The organism is Amycolatopsis sp. NPDC088138 (assembly GCF_044741685.1).
In the GTDB taxonomy this organism is placed as follows: Bacteria; Actinomycetota; Actinomycetes; order Mycobacteriales; family Pseudonocardiaceae; genus Amycolatopsis.
This window is the reverse complement of the sequence record NZ_JBIUTB010000007.1, coordinates 1-26,797: the sequence shown is the minus strand read 5'-3', so window position 1 is coordinate 26,797 and position 26,797 is coordinate 1. Positions and strand designations below refer to the sequence as shown.

General features: G+C 72.5%; 17 protein-coding genes. 13 read left to right on the top strand and 4 right to left on the bottom strand.

Annotated features, from left to right (window positions below):
• Positions 1-15: 15 nt before the first annotated feature.
• Positions 16-1,461, bottom strand: a complete 1,446-nt coding sequence (locus tag ACIOD2_RS36610) for a hypothetical protein (protein ID WP_400548989.1) — start codon at positions 1,459-1,461, stop codon at positions 16-18.
• Between ACIOD2_RS36610 and ACIOD2_RS36605 the strand changes: the two genes are divergently transcribed.
• Genes ACIOD2_RS36605 through ACIOD2_RS36580 form a run of 6 tightly spaced genes read left to right on the top strand, consistent with a single transcriptional unit; the run spans position 1,432 to position 14,174 of the window.
• The gene (locus ACIOD2_RS36605) at positions 1,432-5,208 is read left to right on the top strand and encodes a toxin glutamine deamidase domain-containing protein (RefSeq protein ID WP_400548986.1); all 3,777 of its coding nucleotides are present in this window, start codon (positions 1,432-1,434) and stop codon (positions 5,206-5,208) included. The genes ACIOD2_RS36610 and ACIOD2_RS36605 overlap by 30 nt on opposite strands.
• The gene (locus ACIOD2_RS36600; protein ID WP_400548983.1) at positions 5,208-5,657 is read left to right on the top strand and encodes a hypothetical protein; all 450 of its coding nucleotides are present in this window, start codon (positions 5,208-5,210) and stop codon (positions 5,655-5,657) included. Before ACIOD2_RS36605 ends, ACIOD2_RS36600 begins: the two co-directional genes overlap by 1 nt.
• Positions 5,654-7,114 carry a TNT domain-containing protein gene (locus tag ACIOD2_RS36595; protein WP_400548980.1) on the top strand — a complete coding sequence of 487 codons (1,461 nt, stop codon included), beginning with the start codon at positions 5,654-5,656 and terminating at the stop codon, positions 7,112-7,114. The genes ACIOD2_RS36600 and ACIOD2_RS36595 overlap by 4 nt, the downstream gene beginning before the upstream one ends.
• Positions 7,115-9,358, top strand: coding sequence for an ADP-ribosylglycohydrolase family protein (locus ACIOD2_RS36590; protein WP_400548977.1), 2,244 nt, complete (start codon positions 7,115-7,117; stop codon positions 9,356-9,358). It abuts the gene before it with no gap.
• Positions 9,359-9,374: 16 nt separating this feature from the next.
• Positions 9,375-12,230 (top strand): ADP-ribosylglycohydrolase family protein, encoded by a 2,856-nt coding sequence (locus ACIOD2_RS36585; protein ID WP_400548974.1) that lies wholly within the window; start codon positions 9,375-9,377, stop codon positions 12,228-12,230.
• A gap of 36 nt (positions 12,231-12,266) precedes the next feature.
• Complete coding sequence (locus ACIOD2_RS36580) at positions 12,267-14,174, top strand: TNT domain-containing protein (protein ID WP_400548971.1); 1,908 nt, start codon at positions 12,267-12,269, stop codon at positions 14,172-14,174.
• On the opposite strand, the gene ACIOD2_RS36575 is transcribed toward ACIOD2_RS36580, so the two are convergent.
• From ACIOD2_RS36575 to ACIOD2_RS36565, 3 genes are all read right to left on the bottom strand, one after another.
• The gene (locus ACIOD2_RS36575) at positions 14,175-15,026 is read right to left on the bottom strand and encodes a class I SAM-dependent methyltransferase (RefSeq protein WP_400548968.1); all 852 of its coding nucleotides are present in this window, start codon (positions 15,024-15,026) and stop codon (positions 14,175-14,177) included. It abuts the gene before it with no gap.
• A gap of 12 nt (positions 15,027-15,038) precedes the next feature.
• Complete coding sequence (locus tag ACIOD2_RS36570) at positions 15,039-16,376, bottom strand: sensor histidine kinase (RefSeq protein WP_400548965.1); 1,338 nt, start codon at positions 16,374-16,376, stop codon at positions 15,039-15,041.
• A 102-nt stretch (positions 16,377-16,478) separates the two neighbouring features.
• Complete coding sequence (locus ACIOD2_RS36565) at positions 16,479-17,921, bottom strand: CCA tRNA nucleotidyltransferase (RefSeq protein WP_400548963.1); 1,443 nt, start codon at positions 17,919-17,921, stop codon at positions 16,479-16,481.
• A 99-nt stretch (positions 17,922-18,020) separates the two neighbouring features.
• Between ACIOD2_RS36565 and ACIOD2_RS36560 the strand changes: the two genes are divergently transcribed.
• The 7 genes from ACIOD2_RS36560 to ACIOD2_RS36530 form a co-directional block, all read left to right on the top strand.
• Positions 18,021-18,563: an NUDIX hydrolase gene (locus ACIOD2_RS36560; protein ID WP_323325234.1), complete on the top strand. Its 543-nt coding sequence runs from the start codon at positions 18,021-18,023 to the stop codon at positions 18,561-18,563.
• The gene (locus ACIOD2_RS36555; protein ID WP_400548960.1) at positions 18,560-20,707 is read left to right on the top strand and encodes a DUF6049 family protein; all 2,148 of its coding nucleotides are present in this window, start codon (positions 18,560-18,562) and stop codon (positions 20,705-20,707) included. The genes ACIOD2_RS36560 and ACIOD2_RS36555 overlap by 4 nt, the downstream gene beginning before the upstream one ends.
• 889 nt (positions 20,708-21,596) lie before the next feature.
• Positions 21,597-23,471: a murein biosynthesis integral membrane protein MurJ gene (gene murJ, locus ACIOD2_RS36550; RefSeq protein WP_400550607.1), complete on the top strand. Its 1,875-nt coding sequence runs from the start codon at positions 21,597-21,599 to the stop codon at positions 23,469-23,471.
• 79 nt (positions 23,472-23,550) lie between these two features.
• A complete protein-coding gene (locus ACIOD2_RS36545; protein ID WP_400548957.1) occupies positions 23,551-25,143 on the top strand; it encodes a hypothetical protein in 1,593 nt (530 codons plus the stop codon).
• Between the two features lie 31 nt (positions 25,144-25,174).
• Positions 25,175-25,798 carry an RNA polymerase sigma factor SigM gene (gene sigM / locus ACIOD2_RS36540; RefSeq protein ID WP_323325239.1) on the top strand — a complete coding sequence of 208 codons (624 nt, stop codon included), beginning with the start codon at positions 25,175-25,177 and terminating at the stop codon, positions 25,796-25,798.
• A complete protein-coding gene (locus tag ACIOD2_RS36535) occupies positions 25,795-26,586 on the top strand; it encodes a hypothetical protein (RefSeq protein ID WP_400548952.1) in 792 nt (263 codons plus the stop codon). Before sigM ends, ACIOD2_RS36535 begins: the two co-directional genes overlap by 4 nt.
• Before the next feature lie 77 nt (positions 26,587-26,663).
• A partial coding sequence (locus ACIOD2_RS36530; RefSeq protein WP_400550605.1) for an FAD-dependent oxidoreductase occupies positions 26,664-26,797 on the top strand: 134 nt, incomplete at its 3' end.

Below are 26,797 nucleotides of genomic sequence, written 5' to 3'. Positions count from 1 at the left end.
TCGCAGGGCCATCCGTCACAGGGTGGGCAGTCGTCCGCGAGTGGGCAGCCGCCGCAGGGTGGACAGGCGTCCGCAGGTGGGCAGTCGCCCCATGGTGGGCAGTCGCCCGCAGGTGGACATTCGCCCCATGGTGGGCCGCCGAACGGTCATCTGCCGCAGAGTGGACAGCCGCCCGCGGGTGGGCAGGCGCCCCAGAGTGGACAGTCGTCGCAGGGCCATCCGTCGCAGGGTGGGCAGCCGCCGCACGGGCGGCCGCCGCTGGGTGGGGGGCATCCGAACGATCCGCGCTGGATGCCGCCTGGTGGGCGCCCGCCGGGGCCGCAGCAGCGGCCGCCGATGCCGGGTGGGCAGCGTCCGGCGGGGTATCCGAATCAGCCGCGTGGGCCGCAGGGTCCGGGTGGTCGTCCGCCCATGCCGCCTCCGCCTGGTGGCCGCCCGCCGATGCCGCCGCACGACCCGCGGGTGGGTCCGTCGCGTCCGGTGGGGCCGCCGCAGGTGCCGCCGCCCCGGTTCGGGCCGCCGCAGGAGAACCTGCCGCGCGGGCCGCACAACCAGCCGCCGAGGGCCTTCGAGCAGCCGCACCGGCCGGCGGATCCGCCTCAGGGCCAGCGGCCTGCCGAACAGGCTCCGCCCCAGGGGCAGCCCACACGTCCGGCGGAACCGACTCCGGCTGGGCAGCTGCCTTCCCGGGAACACATCGCCGAGCCGCCTGCCGAGCACGCGGCTCCGGACCGGGTGGGTGAGCAACCTGCCGCCGAGCAGCCGGTCGCGCCCGACCACGCGGCTGAGCAATACGAGCCCACCGCCGAACGGCAGGACGGTGCTGCTCAGCAGCAGGCGCCCGCCGCCGGGCATGACCGCGCGCCTGAGCAACGCGGGCCGGCGACCGACCGGCCTGCCGACTCTGAAGTCGCCGAGCAAGACCGGGTGAGCGAGCACCACGGACCCACCGCCGAACAGCAGCCCGCCGTGGGGCAAGACCACGCGACCCAGCGCCAACCTGCCGCCGGGCAGGACCAGGCGCCTGAGCACCATTCGCCCGCGGGCGAACGGGCCGACGGCTCGGCAACCGCCGGACAAGACCCCGCGGCCCGACAACACGAGCCCGCCGCGGGGCAGGACCGCGCCGCCGAACAGCGCGAGCCTGCCGCTGGGCAGGACCATGCCGCTGAGCAGCAGGCGTCCACGAGCGAACGGCCCGATGAGCCGGTTGCGGGTGAGCAAGTACCAGCCGACGAGCAGTACGGCGAGCTGCGCGCTGACGAGCCCTACCTCACCGATGAGCACTTCCACACCGACGAACCCGCCGGTGTTCGGCGGATCGAGGACACCTTCATCGACTCCGGGCGGCAGAGTGCCGAGAGTGGGGAGTGGCGGCACGAGCAAGTCCGGCGGGAGGCGCTTCTCCGGCGCGACGAGTTCCACCCCGGCATGTCCGATGACGGCGCCTTCGCCGTCCACGCCTACACGCGGCACGAGCTGGTCGGGCCGCTCAACCGGGCGCTTCGGTTCGGGGGGCCCGAGCTGGCCGACCTCGCGCCGCAGGCTGGGGCGCTCGTCTCCGGGCTGAACGAGATGCCGCCGCACGTCGGGACCGTCTCTCGGCGGGTCGACTTCCAGGGGGATCCGGCTCGGCTTCAGGCCTTCCTCGGGCGCTTCCACGAGGGCGCGCACATCACCGAACCTTCTTTCCTCAGCTCGTCGAAGGTCGACGCCGAGCATCCGCGGAGCATCTTCCCGGGTGAGGTCGAGATGCGGATCGACTCCCGGACCGGCCGGGACGTCGAGTCCATGGCCAGCATCGGGCGCGAGCGTGAGGTCCTCTTCAAGGCCGGGTCGCAGTTCGAGATCACCGGCATCGAAAAGGGGCCGGGCCACCCGGAGCACCCCGACTACGTCCACGGCTCCGGCGGCACCATGGACCAGCCGCAGTGGATCGTGCACGCCGAAGAGGTCACCGCCGGGGATCCGCGGCATCTCGGGGACGCCGACGCCCAGTACGCGATCGACGAGCGGCGGGCGCAGGAGCGGGCCGACGACGAGCGGTTCCAGCGTGAGGCCGACGCGGAGACCGAGAAGTTCTACGCCGAACACCCCGAGCTCAAGCCGAGCGGCAACCTGTTCAAGCTGCTGGGCGGCGACGACGCCGAACCGCCCGCGCCCGAGCGGCGGGTGCCGGCGACGCGGGCGCCCGAGGGTGGCTGGTCCCAGCTCGCCGAGCCGCTGACGCCCGGTGGTCAGCCCGTGCTGCACGCCGGGTCCGTCGAGTCCGCGCAGCAGCACGCGCGGCTCGTTCGCGACGCCGTTCCCGAGCTCGCCTCGGTCAACACCCGCAACCACTACGGCCCGGACGCCCTCGAACGCGGCTTCCGCACCAACTCCGCCGAGTCGATGGTCGCCTTCGAGCGGCGGATGAACGGCGAGGACGTCGTCGCCGGGCCGGGCACGCACCAGCCGAGCCTCGCGCACGTCGGCGAGCAGCTCGGTGGCCGGTGGCAGAGCCGGGACAGCTTCGCCGACGTCGCCCACGAGCTGGGTGGACGTCCGGTCGGCGCGCGGACGGCCGTCGCCTTCGAGACCGGTGGCGAGCCGCGGCTGGTCGCCGGGGTGCACACCGAGCACGGCATCGTCTTCGCCGATCCCGTCACCGGACGGCTCGCCGAGCTGCCCCACGACGCGACCGGCATCCACGAGATGCCCCTCGGGCACACCGAGACGCCGACCATCACCGACCGGCTCAACCCCACGCCCGAGCGTGTCCCGCACGACGAGCACTACCTCTTCGACGGCGAGCACCACGCCACCCCGGCCGACCACGAGAGCGTCCGCCGCGCGGTCGGCGACGAGGGCGTCTACCAGGACATCCACGACCGCGCGCTCGCCCGCCGGGACGCCGCCGGCCTGCCCATGACCGACGAGGGCGCCGTCGCGGTCCACGGTTACACCCGTGGCGAGTACGCCTACGACGTCAACGAGGCCCTGCGCCGCGGGCCCGGCCACCCCGGGTTCGCCCTCGCGCACGAGAACACCCGCGCGATCGTCGACGGCCTCGGCCAGGTGCCGCGGACGTCCGGCGAGACCGTTCGCGGCATCGACGTCGGCGGCGACCCGCGGCTGGCCGAGCTGGTCGCCGGGCCGTACGAGCCGGGTGCGGTGGTCGTCGAGCCCGCGTTCTCCAGCGCGTCCATCAAGACCGGCGAACTCTCGACGTCGAAGTTCGGTGACGACGTCGAGCTGCACGTCCGGTCGGACAACCTCCGCGACATCTCGAAGCTCGCCGAGAACCCGGGTGAGCGCGAGTCCCTCTCGCCGCCCGGAACGCAGCTGCTGGTGCACGACAAGCGGCTCGAGATCACGCCCGAGGGCCGCCGCAAGTGGGTGATCGACGCCGAGGAGATCGGGCCCGGCCACCCGCGCTACCTCAACCCCGAGGCCGCGCAGCAGAAGATGGCCGAGCGCCGGGCGGAGAACGAGCACAACGCGGCCGAGTTCGACCGGCGCAAGCAGGAGTCGATCGCCGAGCGGCTGGGCGGGCTCAACGAGCCCGTCGTCGAGCACCACCCGACCGCGGTCAGCGACGTCCTCGACGGCCCGGCCGAGCCACACGTCGAGCCCCAGCCACAACCGGACTACTCGTCACTGGCGCGCGCGACGAACCCGCCCGCCGAGCCGGCCATCCACGCCGGCGCGGCGACGCCGTCGGAGCGCGCGGCCTACGTCCAGGACCGCCACCCGCACCTGCGCGAGGTCAACCCGGGCTTCCACGAGCCGGGCGCGCTGGAGAACGGGTACGTCTCGAACTGCACGCGCGGCCCCGAGGCGTACTGGGACCGGCTGCACGGCGGCGACGCGACGGCCGAGCCGATCCCGCTGCACGAGATGGGCACCCGCGGCACGCTCGAGCACATCGAGAGCCGGTTCGGCGAGACGTTCTCCGACCGCGCGAGCTACGACGACGTCATCCGCGAGATGCGCGAGCGGCCGGTGGACCACCACGCGGTGGTCGCGGTGAAGTACGACGGCCCGAACGGCGTCGAGTACGGGCACGTCGCGATGGTCGTGCACACCCGTGACGGTGTCGCGTTCATCGACCCGCAGTCCGGCGACCTGATGCACCTGCCGCACCCGCCGAAGGACATCAAGCTGCTGCACGTCGGGACGCCGGGCACCGAGCACGTCCCGACCGAGGTGCACGGCGAGCACGGCGGCTACGGCGTTTCCGAACAAGGCTTCCTGGACCGGGACGACGTCGCCGCCGCCCTCGACGGCCACGCGGACGCCGATTACATCCGCGCCCACCTCGGCGAACACCCCGATCTGGTGCGGGTGCTCGCGGATCCGGCCAACGACCACTTGACACGCTCGCTGCTCGACAACCCGAAGACGCTGGCCAGCCTGCTCAGGCACCCCGAGGCGATCCCGATCCTCGAGGACGCCGTCCACGAGGTGCACGAGCGCGGGTACAGCGTGGTCGACGACGTCGAGCACCAGGGGGTCGAGCCGTTCGACCCGACTCCGGAGCAGGCGGAGATCTCCGCCGATGTGGCGGCGATCGCCGTGGACGTCGACCGGGGGTTGCGGCTGCACGGGAGTTTCGATCTCGGCCGGGCGGGAGATCCGGAGTACTGCCGGCAGTGGGTCGCCGAGGAACGCGAGCGCTGGCCCGAAACCCAGGGCACGCTGAACCGCATCACCGAGCGGATCGCGGGCGAGACCGACGGCCACGCGGGGTTCCGGCCGGAGCCCAAGGACGACGTACGCGCGCTGGCCAAGATCGAGAAGTACGGCTGGAACGGCGCGAAGCTGCACGACCTCGTCGGCGCGAAGATCCAGTTCGAGCGGGTGGCGGACATGTACCGCGCGCTGGACGCGGTGCGCAACGATCCCGAGCTGACGATCGTCGACTTCACCGACCGGCTGGCCGAGCCGAAGGGCAGCGGCTACCGGGACCTGCAGCTCAACGTGCGGCTGCCGAACGGGCACGTGGCCGAACTGCGGTTGCACCTGACGCACATCGACGAGGTGGCGTCGTACGAACACGCGCTCTACGAGGTGCGCCGCGACTTCGAGACCTTCAGCAGGAAGGAAGGACGCGACGGCCTCCTGTCGCCCGAAGAAGCGGCGCTCGACGCGGCGTTGACCGAGCAGGTCCGAGGCCGTTTCGAAGAAGCGTTCCGGCGGGGACTGACATCCGAGGAGAGCGGCTGATGGCCTTCCAGACCCCGATGTTCTACAAGTACTACTCCCGGACGTACCGGATCGACGCCACGCCCGACGGCGGCCTGGTCGGCTTCCTCCTCGACCTGGGGACCGGTTTCTTCGTCCAGGACAGCAGCCACATCCGCGAGGTCATCTGGTCGACCACCGAGTCAGACATCGACGGTCCCTTCAAGGAAGACCGCTTCGTCCAGGAGACCGAGCGCGAACGGGACTTCCACCTGACCGGCGAGGGGCCGATCTTCGCGCTCTACGAGACGGTGGGCGGGTTGTACGAACAGGCGAAGAAGCGGGAAAGCCGACGGCTGGAACCGCAGGAGTCCGCACTGGTCCAGTCGATCTACAAGCGCACTTTCAAGATGTGGGAGGACGAAGCCACCCGGCGTGCGGCCGGTGAGGCGCCGACGTTCGAAGCCAAGCCGCGCTACCCGAGGCAATGATTCACGTGGAACAACGACTTTCGCCCGATGAGCAGCGCACCCTCCTGGTGCGACTGGGAAAGCTCGTGCGCGAGCACCGGGCCGACGCCGAACGGCCCGCCGTCGTCGACTTCCGGCAGGTGGGCAAGCACGTCGAGATCGAGGGGCACAACGCCGCGACGGCGGACGAGTTCGCCGAGCTCTTCACCCGGCTGCGGCAGGGGATGTACACCGAGGACCGCGGTACCTGGCTGCAGGCGCGGTTCACGCTCGTCCCCGACGGCACCTTCGACTTCGACTTCGCGCTCGACGACGATCCGATCTGGACGGACGCGCCCGAGCCGGCGGCCTACCCCGAGGAGCTCGGCGAGTTCCCGCGGGCCGACGAGCACATCCCGGACTGGTGGCGGCTGCGCGCGCTGCTCCCGCTCGGGGTCGTGTTCCGGTACGCGGACGTCGGCGGGCCGGACGCCGACCGGCCGCCGCTGACCGACACCGAGGCGCCGCTGGTGCTGCAGTACCTCGAGCGCGAGGCCGTCGTGCTGGACGGTGACGGGCTCGGCGTGGACGTCTTCGCGCCTGATGAGCCGGCCGACGTCCCCGAGCGCCACCACACCGACGGCACCTGGATCTGGCCCGCGTCGGTGCCGCACTACCTGGCGAAGTACGGCCTTCCGCCCGAACCGGACCTGGTCGCGCACATCCGGCGGCACCACTACCAGCCGCCGTACGTCGAGCAGCTGGTCCGGCGGACCGCCGAGGCGGACCTGCTGGGTAAGCCGCGGCCGAAGGCGAGCCGAGCCGACGTGAAGACGACCGGGGGTGACGTCGTCGCGGAGCTGGAGACCACTCCGGACCCGCGGCTGGACGACGAGGAGCTGCTGACCGTCCTGGTGCGACGCCTCGGCGAGCACGGCGTGTGGCCTGAGGCCTACCGCGTCGGCGACCGCGCGGACGGCACGTGGTGCCTGAACTACACACCGGACGGCTGGGAGGTCGCGGCCTACGCCGACGGCGCACCCCGGAAGCCCAAGTACTTCGACCGGCTCGAGGACGCCGCCCAGCAGTTGCTCGGGGCGTTGCTGCTGCACCCCGCCCGGATGACCGCCGGCCACGAAACGCCGTTGGAGACCGCCCGGGAACTGGACGACTGGCCGGTCCACCCGGCCCCGGGTGAGCCTCCCCTCACCCTGCTCCGCAACAAGCGCATCACCCGGCTGGTGGCGGGTACGGTCGTTCTGCGCTTCGGCGAGGAACCCGGCAACCTCGTTCATCACGGGGAGGTACGGTTCGCCACGACGTCGCTGCCACTCGAACGTGAGCGGGTGCGGCGGAGTTACCGGCTGAGACGCCCCTTGCACGTGATCACCGGCATCACGGTCCCGTGGGCGAACCTGCCCGGTGGCGCGGTGGCCTGCGTGCTGCCGAAGACGATCGCCGAGCACGAGTCCGACGGAAGCCTGGAGAGGATCGAGTAGGTGGAAGCGGCGGAAGCGATTGCCAAGGTCGGCCAGTGGCTGCGCGCGGTGCACGGCCCGGACGTCTCCGGTCCCGCCGGGCTCCGGGTGGACACCGAAAAGGTGCTGCGCATCCCCGAGGGCTGGTCGGTGCCCTACAACACCATCGCGTTCCTCGACGAGGGACGGCCGGACAAGGAGATCTTCCCGCCGCCGTCGGTGGTGGTCCGCGAGCCGGACGGCGAGCTGCGCCAGGCGCACCCGCACCCGGGCGGGCTGTCGGTCCCGGTGGCGTTCCCCGGGCAGGAGAACTGGCGCGAGGTCGTCGACCCCGAGTACGTGAAGGCCGGGCTCGGCGAGCTGGGCGTGCCGCTGCAGGCCGTCGCCGGCTGGGTGAAGGTCGACGCCGACGGCAACCAGACCGGCGAAGAGCGCGAGAACCCCGAGTACAAGGCCGGGCCGATCCGCCGCGGTTACCCGAAGCCGGAGAACACCCTCGAGACGCTGCTGTCGTTCGCGAGCGTCGGCTGGCTGACGCGGGAGCTGCTGCTCATCGGGCTGATCCGGTGCGAGGTGTTCGTCCCGCTCGACCTGGAGACCGGCAAGACGGACCGGTTCTACTTCGCCGAGGAGCGCAACGAGCTCAAGGTCTTCAGCTCGACGCGGCACCTGCCTTCGCGCGAGCACGGCTGGTGGCGGGTCGACGTCGCCACGCTCGCCGAGTTCGAGCACCCGCCGAACCTGGTGATCAACGGCGGCCCGACGACCATCGAAGACGTCTCGAGCGGCGAGCTGGCCGAGATCGTCAAGCGGTTCCCGCGGCACGAGCCGCGCATCGACGTGCACGGCCGCTGCCCGGAGGCCGAGGAGGACCTGATCCGCGTCGCCGCCGACACGGCGTCGCGGATGGGGCTGCCGGACCCGGTCAAGCCGCCGCTCGCCGCGGCCGAGAAGGCCCGCAAGCGCGGTTACGAGCTCACCGCCGAGGAGTGCGCGAAGACCGTGCTCGGCGAGTCGTGGCTGAAGCGGATGACCATGCCCGAGCCGCCGCGCAGCAAGCCCAACGACCTGCGCGCGAACGGGCTGGCCCCGACGTACGACAACGCCGGGCGCGCGGTGCCGCGGCTGGACACGTTCGGCAAGTACTTCGAGCGGGATCTCGACGGGTTCCGCTACGGCTGGCAGCGCGTCACGGGTGCATACGTCGGCTTCGCCCTCGGCGAGGCGCTCGGCGCCGCGGTCGACCGGATGCCGCTCCACGACATCCACTCGAAGTTCGGCATCGAGGGTGTCACCGACCTGGTCCAGGCGTTCGACCAGCCGGGCCGGATCGGTTCGCTGACGCAGCGGCTGCTGTTCTACACCGAGGCCGTGATCCGCAGCCCGCACCGCGAGCAGCCGGAGTCGCGCGAGGCCGAGCAGCTCCTCCCGGACGTCACCCGCGGGGCGCTGCAGCGCTGGCTGCGGACCCAGGGCGCGCCGCTGGAGCACCCGGACGGCTGGCTCGTGCAGGTCGCGGACCTGCACGCCCGCCGCGACGCCGACGACGTCGAGCTCAACGCCTACCACCAGCTCGCCACCGGGGCCGCCGGCGCGCCGCCGATGAGCGGCCCGGCCGCGCTGATCCCCGCGTTGCCCGCCGCGCTCACCGTGGCCGGGCCCGGCAGCGGATTCAGCGGCGGCGCGCGCCAGGTCGTGCGCGAGCTGGCCGGCGTCACCCACCCCGGCGAGCAGGACCTCGCCACGGCGACGTACCTGACGTGGCTGTTCGAGCAGGCGCTGACCAAGGACGCGTTCAGCTTCCCGATCTGGAACCTCGGCCGGGAGGTCCTCAACCCGGAGAACACCTTCCAGCAGGGTCCGGAGTGGACCGAGATCAAGGAGATGGTCGCCGAGTCGGTGCCGTTCTTCGGTGAGCACGGCCTGCCCGACCTGCGGATGCCGGAGCTGATCGGCGACGGCAAGACCACGCTCTCGGTGCTCGGGCGCGCGTTCGCCGCGTTGTCCGGGTTCGAGAACTACCCGGAGCAGGCGCTGCTGCGGGCGGTCAACCACTCCGGCCGCAGCGCGCTCACCGGCGCGATCGCCGGCGCCCTGCTCGGTGCGCGCACCGGGATCCCCGGGCTGCCGCAGAAGTGGGTCGACCAGCTGGAGCTGCGCTACCTGGTCGAGAACGTGGCTTCGGACGCCTACTGGCACTTCGACCGGCACTCGGCGCTGAGCGCGCTGGGCGACCAGTGGATCGAGCGGTACCCGCGGCACTAGCTCGAGGATGGGGAGCATGAGCGAGATCGACGACAGCTTCGTCGAGTGGCGTCCGGACGTCGACCCGGAGTTCGACGAAAAGGCGTTCCCGGACTTGGGTATTCCGGTGCGCGCCATCCGCGGCTGGACGCAGTTCACGCTGTACGGGGAGCCGACGGGCCGTCGTCGCGCCAACGAGCAGTACACCTCCGGCCCGGTCTGGCGCGGCTTCCCGGAGCCGGCGACGGACGCCGGGAAGCTCCTCAACTACCTCGGCGCGAACTGGATCAGCCGTGCGGAATTCGCGCAGGCGCTCCTGGACGTCGAGGTGCTGGTGCCGACGCCCGACGGCGAGCCGCTGCTGCGGCCGGTTCCGGGGACGCCGGGTCACGAGGTCATCGTCTACAGCTCGTCCGCGAAGGTGCCCGGCCGTTACCCCCAGCGGTGGCGGGTGGTCGTCCGCGAGCTGCTGCGGCACCGGCCGGGGACCGGCCTGACGCTCGACCCGGGCACCGGGCTCGTCCGCAGCCTGGCCGCGGCCGAGCTGGTGGAGGCCCAGACCGAGACCGAGCCCCGGCCGTGGATCGACGAGCCCGCACCCGAAACCGGTCCGGAGGTCGCCGAGGCGCTGCCGGCGCTGGTCGCCGAGTTCGGCATCGAGCCGCCGGACCTGCTCACCCGCCACCTGCGGTACGCCGTCGACCAGGCCCGTGACCACCGCGTCGAGCTGACGCCGGACGAGTGCCTGCGGTACCTGCGCGGGTTCGCCTGGCAGTACCGCAACGGCGTCCGGCGCCGGGCGGGCCAGACTCCGGAATGGCCGGCCGACCTGGGCGCGAACGGCCTGATCGCGCACGTCGGCGAGGACGCCGGCGCGCGGCCGGTGCCGTGGACGTTCGGCAAGTTCTTCGCACCGGGCACGCTCGCCGGACGCTTCGCGTGGCACCGGATCGTCGGCGCGTACGCCGGTTTCGCGATCGGTGACGCGCTGGGCAGCGGTGCGACGGGCACCTTGCCGCTGGGCGGGCTGACGCGGCACCTGCTGTTCCACACCGACATCGTGCTGCGCGGCCTGCCGCCGGTGCCGACCGGCGAGGTGCCGGCCACGCTGCCGGATCCGGACCCGGTCGGCTGGCTGGCGGTCGCGACGCGGCGCGCGGGTCCCGCGCCCGACGATCTCTCGACGTTGCTGGTCACGGCGCTGGCCGCGACGCCGGCGGGAGCGGTCGCCATTGAGGGCGCCGACGGCGAGCAGTACGCGAAGGACGTCGCCCGCGCGTTGACCGGTGACGCCGGGGGCGAGCTCGCCGAGGGCGCCGACCTGCTGGTGGCGTTGTTCCAGGCCCTGCTCACGCGCGAGGAGTACGCGCTGCCGGTGCACCTGCGGCTGCGCGAGATCGGCGGTGAGCTTGCGACGTCGACGCTGGCCCTGCGCGAAGACCGCGACGCCGACGACGTCACACAGCTCGAAAGCATCGGCGACGGCCGGAGCGTCCGGTCGGTGCTGGGCCGCGCGCTGTTCGCCGCGGCCAAGCGCGGCCACGACCCGGAAGCGGCGATCACGCTCGCCGCGCGCTCCGGCCCGGTCGCCGGAGCCTTGGCGGGCGCCCTGGTCGGCGCCCGGCTCGGCGTGCCCGGCCTGCCCGCGGCCTGGGTGGCCGCGCTGCCGGACCTCGGGCTGCTCGACGACGTCGCCAGCGACGTCTTCTGGTACTTCAACCGCAACGGCCTCCAGACGGAGACGGCCGAGCACGCGCGCTGGGAACGCCGGTACCCGAGCGGCCGGTTCACCCTCGCGGCGCCGAAAGGACCGGACTTGCGCTCACGGCTGCGCGGCAGCATCCTCGCCGGCGCGATCGGGGACGCGCTCGGCGCGAAGACCGAGTTCGACTCGATCGACCGGATCCGCGAGCTGGCCGGGCCGGACGGCATCACCGACTTCATCCCCGCGTACGGCGGCGTCGGCCGGATCACCGACGACACGCAGATGACGCTGTTCACGCTCGAAGCGCTGATCCGCGCGCACGCCCAGCGCCGCCGGACGGGCTCCGCCGACGTCGCGCACTCGCTGCAGCTGGCCTACCAGCGGTGGCTGCACACCCAGGGTGTCGCGTGGGACCGGGCGCGCGGGCCGCAGTCGCCCGTCGAGGCGCCGGACGGCTGGCTGATCACGCACCAGGAGCTGTTCAGCCGCCGCGCGCCGGGGCTGACGTGCTTCGGCGAGCTGGAGGCCTACGGCCGGTCGGGCGTCCGCGGCACCATGGACCGGCCGGTGAACAACTCGAAGGGCTGCGGCGGGGTGATGCGCGCGGCGCCGGTCGCGCTCTGGTCGGACGACCTCGCCGAGGTCTTCCGGCTCGGCGCGGAGAGCGCGGCGCTGACCCACGGTCACCCGAGCGGGTATTTGTCATCGGGCTGCTTCGCGGTGGTCGTGCACGAGCTGCTGCACGGAAAGGCCCTGCTCGACGCCGTCACGACGGCCCGGGCCGAGCTGGTGAAGTACCCGGCACACGAGGAGCAGAGCGCGGCCCTCGACGCCGCGCTGGCGCTGGCGGAGCAGGGACCGCCGACGCCGGAGAAGGTGGAGTCGCTCGGGCAGGGCAACGTCGGTGAGACGGCGTTGTCGATGTCGGTGTACGTCGCGTTGACCACGACGGACCCCGACTCGGCCCTGCTCGCGGCGGTCAACCACAGCGGGGACAGCGATTCGACCGGCTCGGTCTGCGGCAACCTCGTCGGCGCGATGTACGGCGAGGAAGCACTGCGGCGGAGCTGGCTCGACCAGCTCGAGCTCCGCGATGTCATGGTCGAGCTGGCGGACGACGCGCTCACCGAGTTCGGCGCGGATGCGCCGGACGAAGACCGGTGGTTCGCTCGGTACCCGCTCGACTAGATTTCTGGGGTCACTGGGGTCAGGGGAGGACAAAACGTGCGTTACCGGGTTGAGGTGGCCGAACGCCCGGACGGCCTGTACGCGGCGTGGGGTGAGGGGACCTTCCGCGCGCAACGCTCCACGACGGACGGCACGGTGCTGCTGTCCGTGCTTCCGGAGGAGGAGCCGCCGGACGGCTTCGACAAGGAGCACGACGGGCGTCCGGCGCGGGTGGTGCCGGCGAGCGAGGTCTCGTCGACGTTCACGCTGCGCACCTACTGCGACTACGACGACGAGGTCTTCGAGGTCGCTCCGGGCGAGCGACCCGAGCTGACCCTGCGCTGGGTCCAGGACGACGCCGCCCGCGCGGCGCAGCTGGGCCTGACCGACTTCTCGGCGACCGTGCCGGCGAAGCAGGTCAAGGCGATCTGGCAGGCGCGGCAGGACTTCACCGAATCGCCGGACGCGCGCCCGAAGCCGGGCACCGGCGACCAGAACGCGCTGCTGCGGGCGATCGGGCGGACGCTGCTGCACACGGTGCCGGGTGGCTGGACCCGGGTCGGCGCGCAGTTCCGGCAGGTCGGCGACTACTCCGAGATCGAACTCCGCGCGGTCGGCGACGAGGACGGCCCGGTTTCGGTGTCGCTGCCCGCGGTGCCGCGCCTCGGCGGGCTCTTCGCGCAGCTGCGCTCGGCGATGTACCAGCCCGAGTCCGGGACGTGGTTCCAGGGCACGTTCACGCTGGACTCGGCGTCGTCGTTCGACTTCGACTTCGACGCTGACCGCGAGCCGGACTGGCGGGTCCCGCCGAACGACGGCGGCCGTCCGTCGACCGCGGCCTACGAGCTGGAGCTGGCGACGTTCCCGCGCTCGGCGAAGCACCTGCCGGCCTGGCTCACCGCCCGCGCCGGGCTGCCGCTCGACCTGACCTTCCGCGTGGCCCGAGCCGCCGACTCGCACACCGAGGGCGAGCGCCCGGTCGTCAACCGGCCGCCGGTGCCGCCGGACCAGGTCCGCGGGGTGCTCGACTACCTGTTCCGGGCGCCGGTCGCGGTGCGACGGCCCGCTCCGCTGCCGGACATCTTCGGCAAGCCGGGCACACCACCGGACGTGCCGAACGCGTTCCACACCGACGGCACCTGGATCTGGCCCGCCGCCGTGCCGCACTACCTGCGCAAGTACGGGGTGCCGCCGGAACCGGAGCTGGTCGAGCACGCGCGCGCGGCCGGGTTCCGGCCGCCGTTCGTCGGGGAGCTCGTCCGGGCGACGGCGGAGGCGGAGGTCGCCGGTCACCCGCGGCCGCCGCAGACGGCCGCCGACCTGCCCGACGACCGCGCGCTCACCCGCGTCGCGCAGGGCGAGCAGGTGCGGAACCTCAAGGGCGCGGAGACGCTGGAGCTGCTCCAGCAGCGGCTCGCCGAGCACGGGGTGCCGGCCGCGGCTTACCGGATCGGCGCGACGGAGGTTCCCGCCGAGGGCGTCTGGACGCTCCGCCGGGCCGAGAACGGCTGGGAGGTTTCCCGGCCGCCCGCCGACGAGCCGGTGGCGTTCGGCTCACTCGGTGACGCGGCCCGGTTCCTGCTCGGGGTGCTGCTGATGCTGCCGCCGCGTCCGGCGGAGGAGTCCGACCAGCCCGCCGACTGGCCGATCCTGCCGATGCGCGGCGAGCCGCCGTTGAACTTCTACCGCGGCAAGCGCGTGATCGTGCTCCCGCCGGGGACGACGGTCGTCCGGTTCGGCAACGAGACCGGCAACCTGGTCCACGCCGAGCCGACGCGGTTCGTCGAGACGTCGCTGGCGTTCGAGCGCGAACGGGAGAAGCGGCTGTACCGGGTGCAGCGCGCCATCCGGGTGCTCACCGGCGTCACCGCGCCGTGGGGCGGGATGCCGGGCGGCGGCGTGGCCTACCTGCTGCCGCGGCCGCTCGCCCAGCACCTCGAAACGGGCTCCCTCAGCAGGGTTTGATCAGGACGCAGTGATCACGACGGCGGGCGACCACCAGTAGTCGGCGAGCGGTTCGACGCCGACGTCGGTGAAGCCCGCCGTCTTCAGCTGCTCGGCCCAGACGGCGGCCGGGTGCTCCCAGTTGGTCCGCTCCTGCCCGGCGACGAGACCGAGCAGCACCGGCAGCAGGAATCCCTGCGCGACCAGCGACGCATCTTCGCCGTACTCGGCGACACCGCGTTCGTAGCGCTCGACGAGCGAGCGAAGGTGCTCCGGCGACCCTTCGGTGAACTCCGGGACGTCGAACTCGGCGAGCACCAGCGTCCCGGTGCGCTGCTGAAGCGTGCGAAGCACCTCCGCGCGCTGCTCCGGCTCGATCGACTGCATCGCGAACGTCGACTGGACGAAGTCCCAGCCGAGGTCGTCGCGGGCCAGGAACTCCTGCGCGGTCGACTGCCAGCACTGCGCCGACGGCACCCGCTCGTGGACACCCTCGAGCAGCGCGGCCGACGGCTCGACGAGGTCGATCCGGCTCGGCAGGTGCGTGGCCTGCTCGAGCGCGGGCACCACGGCCAGGCCGTCACCGCAGCCGAGGTCGAGCAGCGACTCCGGCTTCGCGGCGTCGTAGCGGGCGGCGAGTTCGGCGCTCAGGGCCCGGTAGAGGCCGACGTTGCCGCCGCCGCGGATGAACGCCGTGAACGCGCTGGGCTGGTCGTACACCGGCGCCGAGCCGTCGGAAGCCAGGTAGGTCCGCAGCTCGTCGGCCAGTGAGGAACCGGCGCGGCCGGCCTGGGCGGCGAGTTCGGCGGCCTGGTCGCGGTCACCGGCCCGGTGGGCGGCGAGGGCGTCGGCGAGCAGCTCGATCGAGGTCATGCACAGGGGATATCAGAACGGGACCCAGAGCGTCACCCGAGTGCCCCCGCCGGGGAGGTTCGATTCCACCAGGGACGTCCCGCCGACCTCGGCCAGCCGCGCGGTGATCGACTCGCCGATGCCGAAGCCGGCCGGGCGGTCGGCCGCGCTGAAGCCGGTGCCGTGGTCGCGGGTGATGACCGCGATCCCGCCGTCGCGCTCCTCGACACGCACGACGACCCGGTCGGTGCCGGAGTGCTTCATCGTGTTCCGCAGGGCTTCGCGGACGGCGTCCCGGATGGCGATCTGGCGGACCTCGGACAGCGTGTCGTCGTCCAGCTCGGCCACCACGAGCTGGGCGCGCAGCCCGTCGCGCGCCATCTCGGCGGCGAGCGCGGCGAGCTTCTCACCCAGCGGCCGGGCCCCGGCCTCGGCGCGTTCGGAGGCCGCCGACTCGATGGTGTGCCGGATCTCCATCGCCTGCGCCCTGGCGAGCCGCTGGATCTCGACCAGCCGCTGCTCGGGGTTCGCGGTGCCGGACAGCGCCATCGCCTCGAGGGTCTGGAGCACGGTGTCGTGCAGCATCCGGTGCTGCTGGGCGCGCTCGGCGAGTCGGCCGTTGCGGGTGCCGTAGGCCAGCGCCAGCCGCGTGCCGAGGCCGGTCAGCACCAGCGCGGCGGTCGCCAGGAACATCAGCGCGAGCAGCGCGGAGTACGTCGAGAACGCGGCGCCGACGTGGAACTGGCCGGTGTTCAGCCAGTTCGCCAGCATCCGCAGCGGGAAGCTGACCAGCGCGAAAACCAGCCCGGCCGGGACGCCGAGGGCGAGCGTGAGCAGCCCGGCCTCGCCGAACAGGTGGACGCTGCTGACCGCGAGCGCGTCGAAGTACGCCTCCTGCGGCACGGTCAGCGCCAGCACCAGCGGCGAGAGCACGGTGAAGGCGAGGTCGACGGCCAGCAGCTTCGACGCGTCGCGGCCGCGGAACGGCGCCGAGCGGAACATCCAGCGGAAGCCGATGACGTTCAGCACGACCGAGAGCAGCGTGAACAGGCCGACCGGCAGCAACCCGGTCGTCCCGTGCTCGAAGACGTGGAAGGCGAACTGGCCCGGCACGGCGAGCAGCCGGTAGGCGAGCGGGATGAGCACGACGTAGCGGGTCGCGCGCAGCAGCAGGCCGTCGCGCTGGGCCGGGTCGATCGGCCCGGCCATCTTCGAGATCCGCTTCAGCGCGTGGATCGGGGTCGGGTCGCCGATCTCGTCCGACAGCTCGCTGGTCGCCGTCGCGATCGCCGGGGCACCCTGCCGCAGCAACGCCACGAAGAAGCTGCCCCCGCCCACCGCTTTCGGCGAGTCGGGCGCTTCGGTGGACATCGCGCAGACAACTCCCTGGTCACATCGGGTGAGCCGAGGTCCGGAGTATCCCCAATCCGTGGCGGTGAGGTCCAGCGTTCCACGGAATTCATGGGGAGTTGGTCAGGAGTTCCCGATTCCCTGCTCGGCCGCCCACTGCTTCAGCTCGGCCACCGCGTCGTCGTGGTCCAGCGGCCCGCGGTCCAGGCGCAGCTCCTTGAGGAACTTCCACGCCTTGCCGACGTCCGGGCCCGGCTTGAGGCCGAGCAGCTCCATGATCTCCTCGCCGTTGAGGTCCGGCCGCACGCGGTCGAGGTCCTCCTTGGCCTTGAGCGCGGTGATCCGGGCCTCGAGGTCGTCGTAGGTCGCCTGCAGCGCGGCCGCCTTCTTGCGGTTGCGCGTGGTGCAGTCGGCGCGGACGAGCTTGTGCAGCCGGCTCAGCAGCGGGCCGGCGTCGGTGACGTACCGGCGGACCGCCGAATCCGTCCACTCGCCCTTGCCGTAGCCGTGGAAGCGCAGGTGGAGGAACACGAGCTGGGAGACGTCGTCGATGATCTCCTTGGAGAACTTCAGCGCCCGCAAACGTTTGCGGGCCATCCGCGCCCCGACCACCTCGTGGTGGTGGAAGCTCACGCCGCCGCCGGCCTGGAACTCCCGCGTCGCCGGCTTGCCGACGTCGTGCAGCAGCGCCGCCAGCCGCAGGATCAGGTCCGGCTCCGACGTCGGCTCGTGCGAGGTCTCCAGGTCGATCGCCTGGGCCAGCACGGTCAGCGAGTGCTCGTAGACGTCCTTGTGCTGGTGGTGCTCGTCGATCGCCAGGCGCATCCCGGACACCTCGGGCAGCACACGGTCGGCCAGCCCGGTGTCGACCAGCAGCTCCAGGCCCGGGCGCGGGTCGGCGGCCAGCAGCAGCTTGGACAGCTCGGCCTGCACCCGCTCGGCGGTGATCCGGTCGATCTCCTCCGCCATCGACGTCATCGCGTCGACCACCCGCGGCGCGGCGGTGAAGCCCAGCTGGGCGGCGAAGCGCGCGGCCCGCAGCATCCGCAGCGGGTCGTCGGCGAAGGACTCCTGCGGCGTCGCCGGGGTGTCGAGCACCCGCTCGGCCAGCGCGTGCAGCCCGTCGTGGGGGTCGATGAACGTCTTGGACGCCAGCTCGATGGCCATCGCGTTGACCGTGAAGTCGCGGCGCAGCAGGTCACCCTCGATGGTGTCGCCGAAGGTGACCTCGGGGTTGCGGCCGACGCGGTCGTAGGTGTCGGCGCGGAACGTCGTGATCTCGAGCTGCATGCCCTTCTTCGTCACGCCGACCGTGCCGAAGGCGATCCCGACGTCCCAGACCGCGTCGCCCCACTCGCTGACGATCTTCAGCACCCGGTCCGGCCGCGCGTCCGTGGTGAAGTCGAGATCGCCGGAGCGGCGGCCGAGCAGCGCGTCACGCACGCTGCCGCCGACGAGGTAGAGGCGGTGACCCGCCCTGGCGAACCTTTCCGCCAGCTCTTCCGCCAGGGGAGAGACCTGCATCTGCTCCACCACCGCGTTCTGCTTGGCGACCACGTCGTTCACGGAAAACCCACTACGTTCGGGTGCGATTACTACAGGCACCACCGGACAGGACACGGAGAGCCAGCCTACCGGGGCAACCGTTTGCTCTAGCATCGCAGCATGTCTGGATCAGCCGGCCGCCCCGGCGCCTCGAAGCCGCGGAGGCGGCGGAGGCGGCAGCGCGGCAGGCGCCTGACCACGGTCGACGAGACGTCGGCCGGTGGCCTCGTGCTGGACGCCGCGCGCGAACAGGCGGTGCTGATCGGCCGGCTCGACCGGCACGGCAGACTGCTGTGGTCGCTGCCCAAGGGCCACATCGAGGACGGTGAAACGGTGGAACAGACGGCCGTGCGCGAGGTGAAGGAAGAAACCGGCATCTCCGCGCGTGTCCTGCGGCCACTGGGGACCATCGACTACTGGTTCGTGGCCGAGAAGCGGCGGATCCACAAGACCGTGCACCACTTCCTGCTCGAAGGCCTCGGCGGTGAGCTGTCCGACGAAGACGTCGAGGTCACCGAGGTGGCCTGGGTCCCGCTGGCCGAGCTGGAGACCAAACTCGCTTATTCCGACGAGCGGAAGCTCGTCCGGAAAGCCAAGGAACTTTTGGCGCGCCCGGACGTCCACGGACGAGACGAGCACGCCCCTGAGGGAGCCCCCGAGTGAAGCGGTTCGCCGCAGCCTTCCTTTCCGTCCTCTTCCTGGCCGTCCCCGCCCTGGCCGGCGCCACGGTGGCCCACGCGGAAGAGGGCGCCCGACTACGCGTCGAGCTCAACGAGCTCAACCCGCGCGTGATCACCGGTTCGACGACGACGCTGACCGTCGCCGGCACCGTCACCAACACCGGGGACCGCAAGGTCACCCGGCCGCAGGTGCGGCTGCAGGTCGGCGAGCGGCAGACGACCGAACGCGGGATCGGCGAGGTCCTGTCCGGCGCGGTCATCAAGGACAGCCCGCTGACGGACTTCACCTCCGTCGCCGACGTGCTGGAGCCCGGGCAGAGCGCGCCGCTGAACATCTCGGTGACGCTGACCGGCCAGCGCGCGGCCCAGTTCAGCCGTCCCGGCGTCTACCCGCTGCTGGTGAACGTCAACGGCACGCCCGAGTTCGGCGGCCCGGCCCGGCTGGGCGCGGTCAGCATGCTGATGCCGGTGCTGACCGGCCCCGGCAAGCAGGCCACCCACCCGTCCGGCGCGCCGAGCATGACCCTGCTCTGGCCGCTGACCAGCAGCGTCCCGCACGTCTACGCGGCGCCGCTCGGCGGCAAGACCGTGCTGGCCGACGACCGCCTCGCCGACGAGATCGGGCCGGACGGCCGGCTGAACGCGCTGGTCACGGCCGCGCACACGGCCGTGCAGGGTGACGCGAACCTGGGCCGGTCGCTGTGTTTCGCGCTCGACCCGGACCTGCTGGCGACCGTCGACGCGATGAGCCACGGCTACCTGGTGCACACCGACGCCGGGAACATCGACGGCAAGGGCACCGAGACCGCGCAGGCGTGGCTGGCCGCCCTCCGCTCGCTGGTCGGCACCCGGTGCGTCGTGGCGCTGCCCTTCTCCGACGCCGACCTGAACACCGTCTCGCAGATCCGCCCCGGCGACCCCGCGCTGGTCACCAGGGCGGCCGGCGGCGCGGCCACGATCCAGGAGCTCACCGGCGTCACGCCGCAGCCGGGGGTGCTCTGGCCGGACGGCACGCCGAACGACTCCGTGCTCGCCGCGCTGTCGCAGGCCGGGATCCGGACCGTCGTCACCGACGCGGGCAAGCTCGCGCCCGCCGCGACCGGCGGCGGGGTCACCGTGCAGGGCAGCACCGTCCGCGCGCAGCCGACCGACTCGCTCATCGCCTCGGCCATGGCGGGCGTGCCGACCGTGCCGGACTCGGTCACCGTGCCGGCCACCACCGAAGCGGCCGTCGCGAGCCAGAACGGCCTCGGCGCGCTCGCCTTCCGGGCCGGCCTCGGCCTGCCCACCGGGCAGCAGCGGCCGGACCACCTGCTGGTCGCGCCCCCGCGCCGCTGGGACGCCCCGGCCGCCGAGCTCACCGCGTACCTGCAGCAGGTCGGCAACTACCTCGACGCCGGGCTCGTCACGGCGACCTCGCTCCAGACACTGCTGGCCGCCGAACCGGCGGGCTCCGGCCCGGTCGGCGACGGCGGCCAGGACCCGGCCGCCGATCCCGCCCTCGTCTCGATGCTGGCGAACCTCGACGACAAGACCACCGGCCTGGCCGCCGCGATGCAGCTGGATCCCACCAAACGGGTGAAACCGGACGACGTCGTCGCGCCGGTCCGGCTGGCCGAGCTTCGGGGCGCGTCCACCGCGTGGCGGGGCCTGCCCGCCGACGCGGCGACCGCGAACGCGCGCGCCGACCTGTCGGCGATCAGCGAGCAGGTGTCCGTCTCGCAGCCCAAGCAGACGATCGCGCTGGCGTCGGGCAACTCGCCGCTGCCGGTGTACGTCAGCAACGACCTGCCGGTCGGGATCAACGCCCGGTTCGTCCTGACCAACAACACCGGCCTGCGCTCCGACGACGCGAGGGCCTGGTACTTCCCGGCCGGCGGCGGCAAGAACTACTTCCTCCCCGTCGAGGCGCTGCGGGCGGGCCGGTTCAGCGTCGATGTGTCGTTGCGCACCCCTGCGGATACCCCGCTCGGGTCATCCGCGCGCTTCGAACTGACGTCCACGGAGTACGGCGCGATCACCATCATCGCGACCGTCGCCGCAGGTGCGGCCCTGCTTCTGCTGGCCTCCCGGCGCATCTACCGGCGAGTTAAGGACGCGAAGGCCGGACGCGACTTGGTGGACTGATCCTTCGGCCTTTGAGTGTTCCGAGCCGTTCCCGATTACCCTGGGTCCGCACGTGCGCGGCGCCAGGCCGCGGCATCGGGACCGAGCACTGAGGATTGGGCACGCGTTGGAGAGAGAGCCGGGCTTACCACCCGAGCGTGCGAGTCGTCCTCGGCGCGAAGGCGCTCCGCCCCCGCAACGGGGTGACGGGCCGCCCCGAGCGTCGCAGCCGGTCCGCCGCCAGCCCCCGCCGAAGCAGCAGCCGCCTCCGCCACCGCCGGAGCGCGGCCGCCGCCAGCCGCCGCGCAACGGCCACACCCGCCAGATGCCCCGCGAGGACCAGCCGGTCCGCGAGGGCCGCCCGCCGCGCGACGACCGCCCGGTCCGTGACGGTCGTCCGCCCCGGGACGACCGCGCGCCGCGCGAGGAACCGCGTGACGGCCGCCCGCCTCGCGCCAAGCAACCGGTCGAAGACGGCCGCCCGCCCCGGGCCCAGCAGCCGGTCCAGGACGACCGGCCGGTCCGCGAGCGCCCGTCCCGGGACGACTGGCCGGTGCACGACGAGCGTCCGGTCCGCGACCAGCGACCCGACGACCACCCGGACCGCGCGCTGCGTGAGGACCGGCCGCCCCGGCGCGTCCCGCCGCCGCAGGGCCCGCCACCGCAGGGGCCACCGCCCCAGCCGCCGCGTGGCGGGCAGCCACCACGCAACGCGGCCGGCCCGGCACCCACGCGCGTCCAGCCGGTGCCACCCGGACCGCCACCACCGCAGAACCCGCCGGGCCCGCCTCCACAGCAGGGCCCGCCTTCGCACCAGGGGCGGCTGCCGCAGCCGGCGCCGCCGGTGATCCCGCCGGTCGCCCCGCCCGTGACGCCGCCGCCCGGCACGCCGGCCGTGGGCAACCCGGCCATGGGAACACCGCCTCCGGGCATCCCGGTGCCGCCACGCGGCCGCGGCCCGCGCCGCCCGGCGCCGGTCCGGCCGTGGCAGGAGGAGGCGGCCCAGCGGCCCGCCGACCCGGAGGCGACGCGGTTCATCCCGCGCACCGCCGGTGTCCCGATGGCCTCCCGCTGGCCGGTCGCCGACCCCGACGTCATGCGGCCGTACGACGCGCTGGCGACGCAGGTCATGCCGGCGATCGGCAAGCCGCTGGTCAAGCCGGTCGAACCCGGCACGGAGGCCGCGGCCCCGGCGAAGGCGCCGTCGCTCGCGAAGGCGTCCGGCCGGATGGCCATCGCGTCGCTGATCAGCCGGATCACCGGCTTCCTGTGGAAGCTGCTGCTGGTCGGCGCGATCGGCCAGGGCATCGCGAACGACTCGTTCAACGTCGCGAACACGATGCCGAACATCATCTTCGAGCTGCTCATGGGTGGCGTGCTGGCCAGCGTGGTCGTGCCGCTGCTGGTGCGCGCGCAGGACGAGGCCGACGGCGGCGCGGCCTACACCCAGCGGCTCATCACGGTCGCGTTCACGCTGCTGCTGTTCGGCACGGTGGTCGCGGTGTTCGCGGCACCGGCGTTCACCAGCCTGTACGTCGACGGCTCGGGCAAGGCCAGTTCGGGCCTGACCACGGCGTTCGCCTACCTGCTGCTGCCGGAGATCTTCTTCTACGGCGTGTTCGCGCTGCTTTCGGCGGTGCTGAACGCCAAGCAGATCTTCGGGCCGACGGCCTGGGCGCCGGTGATCAACAACCTGGTGGTCATCTTCACGATCCTGGTCGTCTGGATCATGCCGGGCGACATCGACACCGTGCACCCGTCGCTCACCGACCCGAAGGTGCTGACGCTGGGCATCGGCGTCACCGGCGGCATCGTCGCGCAGGCGATCCTGCTGGTCCCGCCGCTGCTGCGCTCGGGCTTCCGGTTCAAGTGGCGCTGGGGCATCGACAAGCAGATGAAGGAGTTCGGCGGCCTCGCGCTCTGGATCCTCGGCTACGTCGCGGTCAGCCAGATCGGCTACACGATCAACACCCGGGTCCTGACCAGCGGTTCCCCCGGTGGTGTGACGGCCTACAGCAACGCCTGGCTGCTCTTCCAGCTGCCGTACGGCGTCATCGGCGTCTCGCTGCTGACGGCGATCATGCCGCGGATGAGCCGCGCGGCCGCCGACGGCGACCACAAGAAGCTCATCGGCGACCTCTCCTACGCATCGCGGATCTCGACGGTGATGCTGGTGCCGATCTCCGCGGTGATGACCGTGGTCGGCGGCTCGATCGGCATCGCGCTGTTCACCTTCGGCAAGGGCACGGTGGAGACGGCCGAGCGGCTCGGCGACGCGCTGGCCATCTCGGCGTTCGCGCTGCTGCCGTACGCGCTCGTCATGCTCCAGATGCGCGTCTTCTACGCCATGAAGGACGCCCGGACGCCGACGCTGATCATGATCGTGATGACGCTGGTCAAGGTGCCGCTGCTGTACCTGTGCCCGGTGCTGCTGTCGCCGGACAACGTCGTGCTCGGCGTGATGATGGTCAACGCGCTGACGTTCGTCGTCGGCGCGATCCTCGGCCAGGTGTGGCTCTGGGTGACGCTGGGCAACCTGCGGAGCAAGCGGGTGATCGGCGTGATCCTGTTCACGGTCGTCGCCAGCGGGCTCGGGGTGGCCGCGGCGTGGCTCGTCGGCAGGGTCGTCCCCGACTCGTTCGGGCCCACTTTCGGTGCCTGGGTGAAGCTTCTGCTGCAGAGCATCGTCGGCATCGTCGTCTCGTTCGGCGTGCTGATGGCGCTCAAGGTGGAGGAGCTCCAACCGGCCACGAGCAGGTTCACCCGGTTGATCAAGCGGGGGTAACGATTCCGGTACGGATGACGACGACTCCCGCGTCGTATTCTGGGTACCCTCGACGCGGGGAGCTAACGGGAGAGTGCGGGTGGATACGAGGCGCAGCGAACAGGCAGGGGGTGCGAACCACGTGGGCAAGGCCCAGGTCGGATCGCTCGCCCCCGGACGTGTGGTCGGCGACGGCCGCTACCGCCTCCTCGCACAGTTCGGCGTGGACGAACGGGGTGACGCGCACCTGTGGCGCGCGCGGGACGGCCAGCTGAAGCGGGACGTCGCGCTGACCCTGCTGGTCGGCGACCCGGCCGACCCGGAAGCCGCGCGGCTCGCGCGGCGCACCCTCGAACGCGCGACGCACGCGTCCAAGTTCGGCCACGGCGGTGTCGCCCGCGTGCTCGACGTGCTCGCCCTCGGCAGCGGCATCACGTCCAGTGAAGGACTGCTCGGCGTCGTCGTCGCGGAATGGACCAAGGGCAGCGACCTGGTCGACCTGGTCGCGCAGCGGCCGGTGGCGCCCGGCGCGGCCGCCCGCATGGTGCAGGCGCTGGCCGAAGCGGTCGAGCAGGCCCACCAGAACGGTCTCGTCCTCGGCCTCGACCACCCGCAGCGGCTCCGGCTGACGCCCAACGGCGCGCTGAAGCTCGCGTTCCCCGGCCCGCTGCCGGAAGCGACGCTGCGCGACGACGTCAAGGCGCTCGGCGCGGTGCTGTACCTGCTGCTCACCGGGCGCTGGGCGCTGCCCGGCGGCCCGCCGGCCATCCCGCCGGCACCGACCACGCCGCAGGGCCGGATCGTCCCGCCGCGCCAGCTCATCCCGACCGTGCCCGCCGACCTGTCGTCGCTGGCCGTTCGCACGATCGAGGACGGCGGCAACGGCGGCATCCGCACCAGCGCGGCCATCCTCCGCATGCTCGACCAGGTGGCCGAGGAGGAAGAGCGGACCCAGCTGATCAAGGCGGTCGGCGGGGACCCGGCCGAGACCGAGGGCACCGTCTGGACCACGAAGAAGCCGGTCAAGGACGTCGCCCGGCGGCGCAAGCTCGCGCTCGGCGTCACCGTGCTGGTGGTCGCCACCGTCGTCATCCTCGCCTGGGCGGGGCTGATGCTGATCAACGTCTTCCAGGGTGATTCGAAAGCGAGCGGGCCGACGATCAACGTCGCGGCGCCGCCGGCCTCGAGCCAGCCGGCCGGGCAGCCGCCCGCGTCGAGCCAGCAACCCGCCCCGCCGCCGTCGCCGACGGTCGGTCCCGCGGCGGCACCGCAGGCCGTCGCCGTCTACAACCCCGACGGCAAGGGCGACAACACCGCGCGGGCGAAGTACGCGACCGACGGCAAGCCCGAGACGCAGTGGCGGACCGAGAAGTACAAGCAGCAGTTCCCCGCCATCAAGTCGGGCGTCGGGCTGGTCGTCACCTTCAAGGACCCGATCAACCTGAGCCAGGTCAAGATCTCCGGGGGCACCCCGGGCACGAAGGTCGAGATCCGGTCGGCGACCGAGAAGAACCCGGACCTGGCCGACACGAAGGTGGTCGGCAACGGCGACCTGAAGGACGGCGACACGACGATCCCGCTGGCTCAGCCCACCCAGGGTGAGTACTTCATCGTCTGGATCACCCAGCTGGGCGGCGAGGACGGCCAGTTCCTGAGCCAGATCGCGGACGTGTCCTTCCTGCCTGCGGCGTGACGCACCCGACAGGGTCAGTAGGCTCTTGCGGGTGACAGCTGCAGCTCCCACGGATGCGGATCTGATAGCGGCTCACGCCGCGGGGGACCCTCATGCGTTCAGCGAACTCGTCCAGCGACATCGCGACCGCATGTGGGCGGTCGCGCTACGCACGGTCCGCGATCCCGAGGAAGCCGCCGACGCGTTGCAGGACGCGTTCATCTCGGCGTTCCGGGCCGCCGGCAACTTCCGCGCGGAGTCGCAGGTCACGACGTGGCTGCACCGGATCGTGGTGAACGCCTGCCTCGACCGGATCCGCCGCCGCCAGGCCCGCCCGACCGTCCCGCTGCCGGAGACCGGCTTCAACGAGCCGGCCACCCCGCGCGACTCGATGGCCGAGCGCGAGACCAGCCTGCTGGTGCGCGAGGCGCTCAACCAGCTGCCGGAAGACCAGCGTGCCCCCATCGTGCTCGTCGACGTCGAGGGCTACTCCGTCGCCGAGACGGCGAAGATGCTCGGCATCGCCGAGGGCACGGTGAAGAGCCGCTGCGCCCGGGGCCGGGGGAAACTCGCGAAGGTTCTCGGACACCTGCGGAACCCCGATGCGATTGCGAACGTCCCAACTCACGAAAGCAAACGGGCCGGGCGCCAGCCGGGTAGCGGGGAGGGACGATGACGGACGAAAGCCGGGGGATCGGGGGGACCATCGGTCCGCCCTGGTCTGTCGACGTGCTCGCCGACCTCCACGCCGGCGTGCTGGACGACGACCGGGCCGCGCAGCTGTGGCCGGTCGTCAACGCCGACCCGGAGGCCCGCGCGATCCTGGACGCCCTCGACGCGACGCAGGCCGACCTGGCTTCGCTCGCCGAGGCACCCGCACCGCCGATGCCCGCGGAGTTCGCGGCGCGGCTGGACGCGGCGTTGGCGGCCGAGGCAGCTGCCGCCTTTCCTCAGCAGCGGACCGCGCCGGCACCGGAGCAGACCGGGACCGGGGACGCCGAGGTGGTGGACCTCGCGGCGGCCCGGCGGCGCCGGAACAAGCGGCTCGGCTGGGTCGCCGGAGTCCTGACCGCCGCCGCGGCGGCGGTCGTCGCGGTGACGATCGCGATCCCGAGCACGACCCAGCAGAGCGGCACCCCGAACGTCGCGGCCCCGCCGCCGTCCGGCCCGACGGTCGGCAGTGACGGCAGCGGCGCGCAGGCCCTGATCGGCAAGGCGGTCGGCGTCCGCGACTTCGGCCCGCTGGGCACCGAAGACCGGCTCGACGGCTGCATCACGGCCGCCGGTCTGGACGCGAACGTGCGCCCCGAGGGCATCCGCCCGGTCAACGTCGACGGCAAGGCCGGCGTCATGATCATCCTGACCACCGGCAAGCTCGCCCAGTTCCGTCTGGTCGCCTTCGGGGCGGACTGCGGACCGGGAAATCCGGCCGTCCTGTTCGACAAGGTCGTCGGGGAGAAGTAGCGGCCGTCACGCCGGGGAACACGGCCACCTACGATCGTGTTGAGCCTGTACAGGGTCACTACGAGCGGAGGTCACGGGTGGCTGCCGAGGAAATCAGGAACCTGATCATCGTCGGATCGGGTCCTGCCGGATACACCGCTGCCGTTTACGCGGCACGGGCCCAGCTGGAACCGCTGGTGTTCGAGGGCACGCAGTTCGGCGGCGCGCTGAT

Excerpts from the sequence above, each read along its gene's own strand:
- ACIOD2_RS36605 (WP_400548986.1), top strand. The coding sequence starts at position 1,432 with ATGTCCGATGACGGCGCCTTCGCCGTCCACGCCTACACGCGGCACGAG.
- ACIOD2_RS36600 (WP_400548983.1), top strand. The coding sequence starts at position 5,208 with ATGGCCTTCCAGACCCCGATGTTCTACAAGTACTACTCCCGGACGTAC.
- ACIOD2_RS36595 (WP_400548980.1), top strand. The coding sequence starts at position 5,654 with ATGATTCACGTGGAACAACGACTTTCGCCCGATGAGCAGCGCACCCTC.
- ACIOD2_RS36585 (WP_400548974.1), top strand. The coding sequence starts at position 9,375 with ATGAGCGAGATCGACGACAGCTTCGTCGAGTGGCGTCCGGACGTCGAC.
- ACIOD2_RS36575 (WP_400548968.1), bottom strand. The coding sequence starts at position 15,026 with ATGACCTCGATCGAGCTGCTCGCCGACGCCCTCGCCGCCCACCGGGCC.
- ACIOD2_RS36570 (WP_400548965.1), bottom strand. The coding sequence starts at position 16,376 with ATGTCCACCGAAGCGCCCGACTCGCCGAAAGCGGTGGGCGGGGGCAGC.
- ACIOD2_RS36560 (WP_323325234.1), top strand. The coding sequence starts at position 18,021 with ATGTCTGGATCAGCCGGCCGCCCCGGCGCCTCGAAGCCGCGGAGGCGG.
- murJ (WP_400550607.1), top strand. The coding sequence starts at position 21,597 with ATGGGAACACCGCCTCCGGGCATCCCGGTGCCGCCACGCGGCCGCGGC.
- ACIOD2_RS36535 (WP_400548952.1), top strand. The coding sequence starts at position 25,795 with ATGACGGACGAAAGCCGGGGGATCGGGGGGACCATCGGTCCGCCCTGG.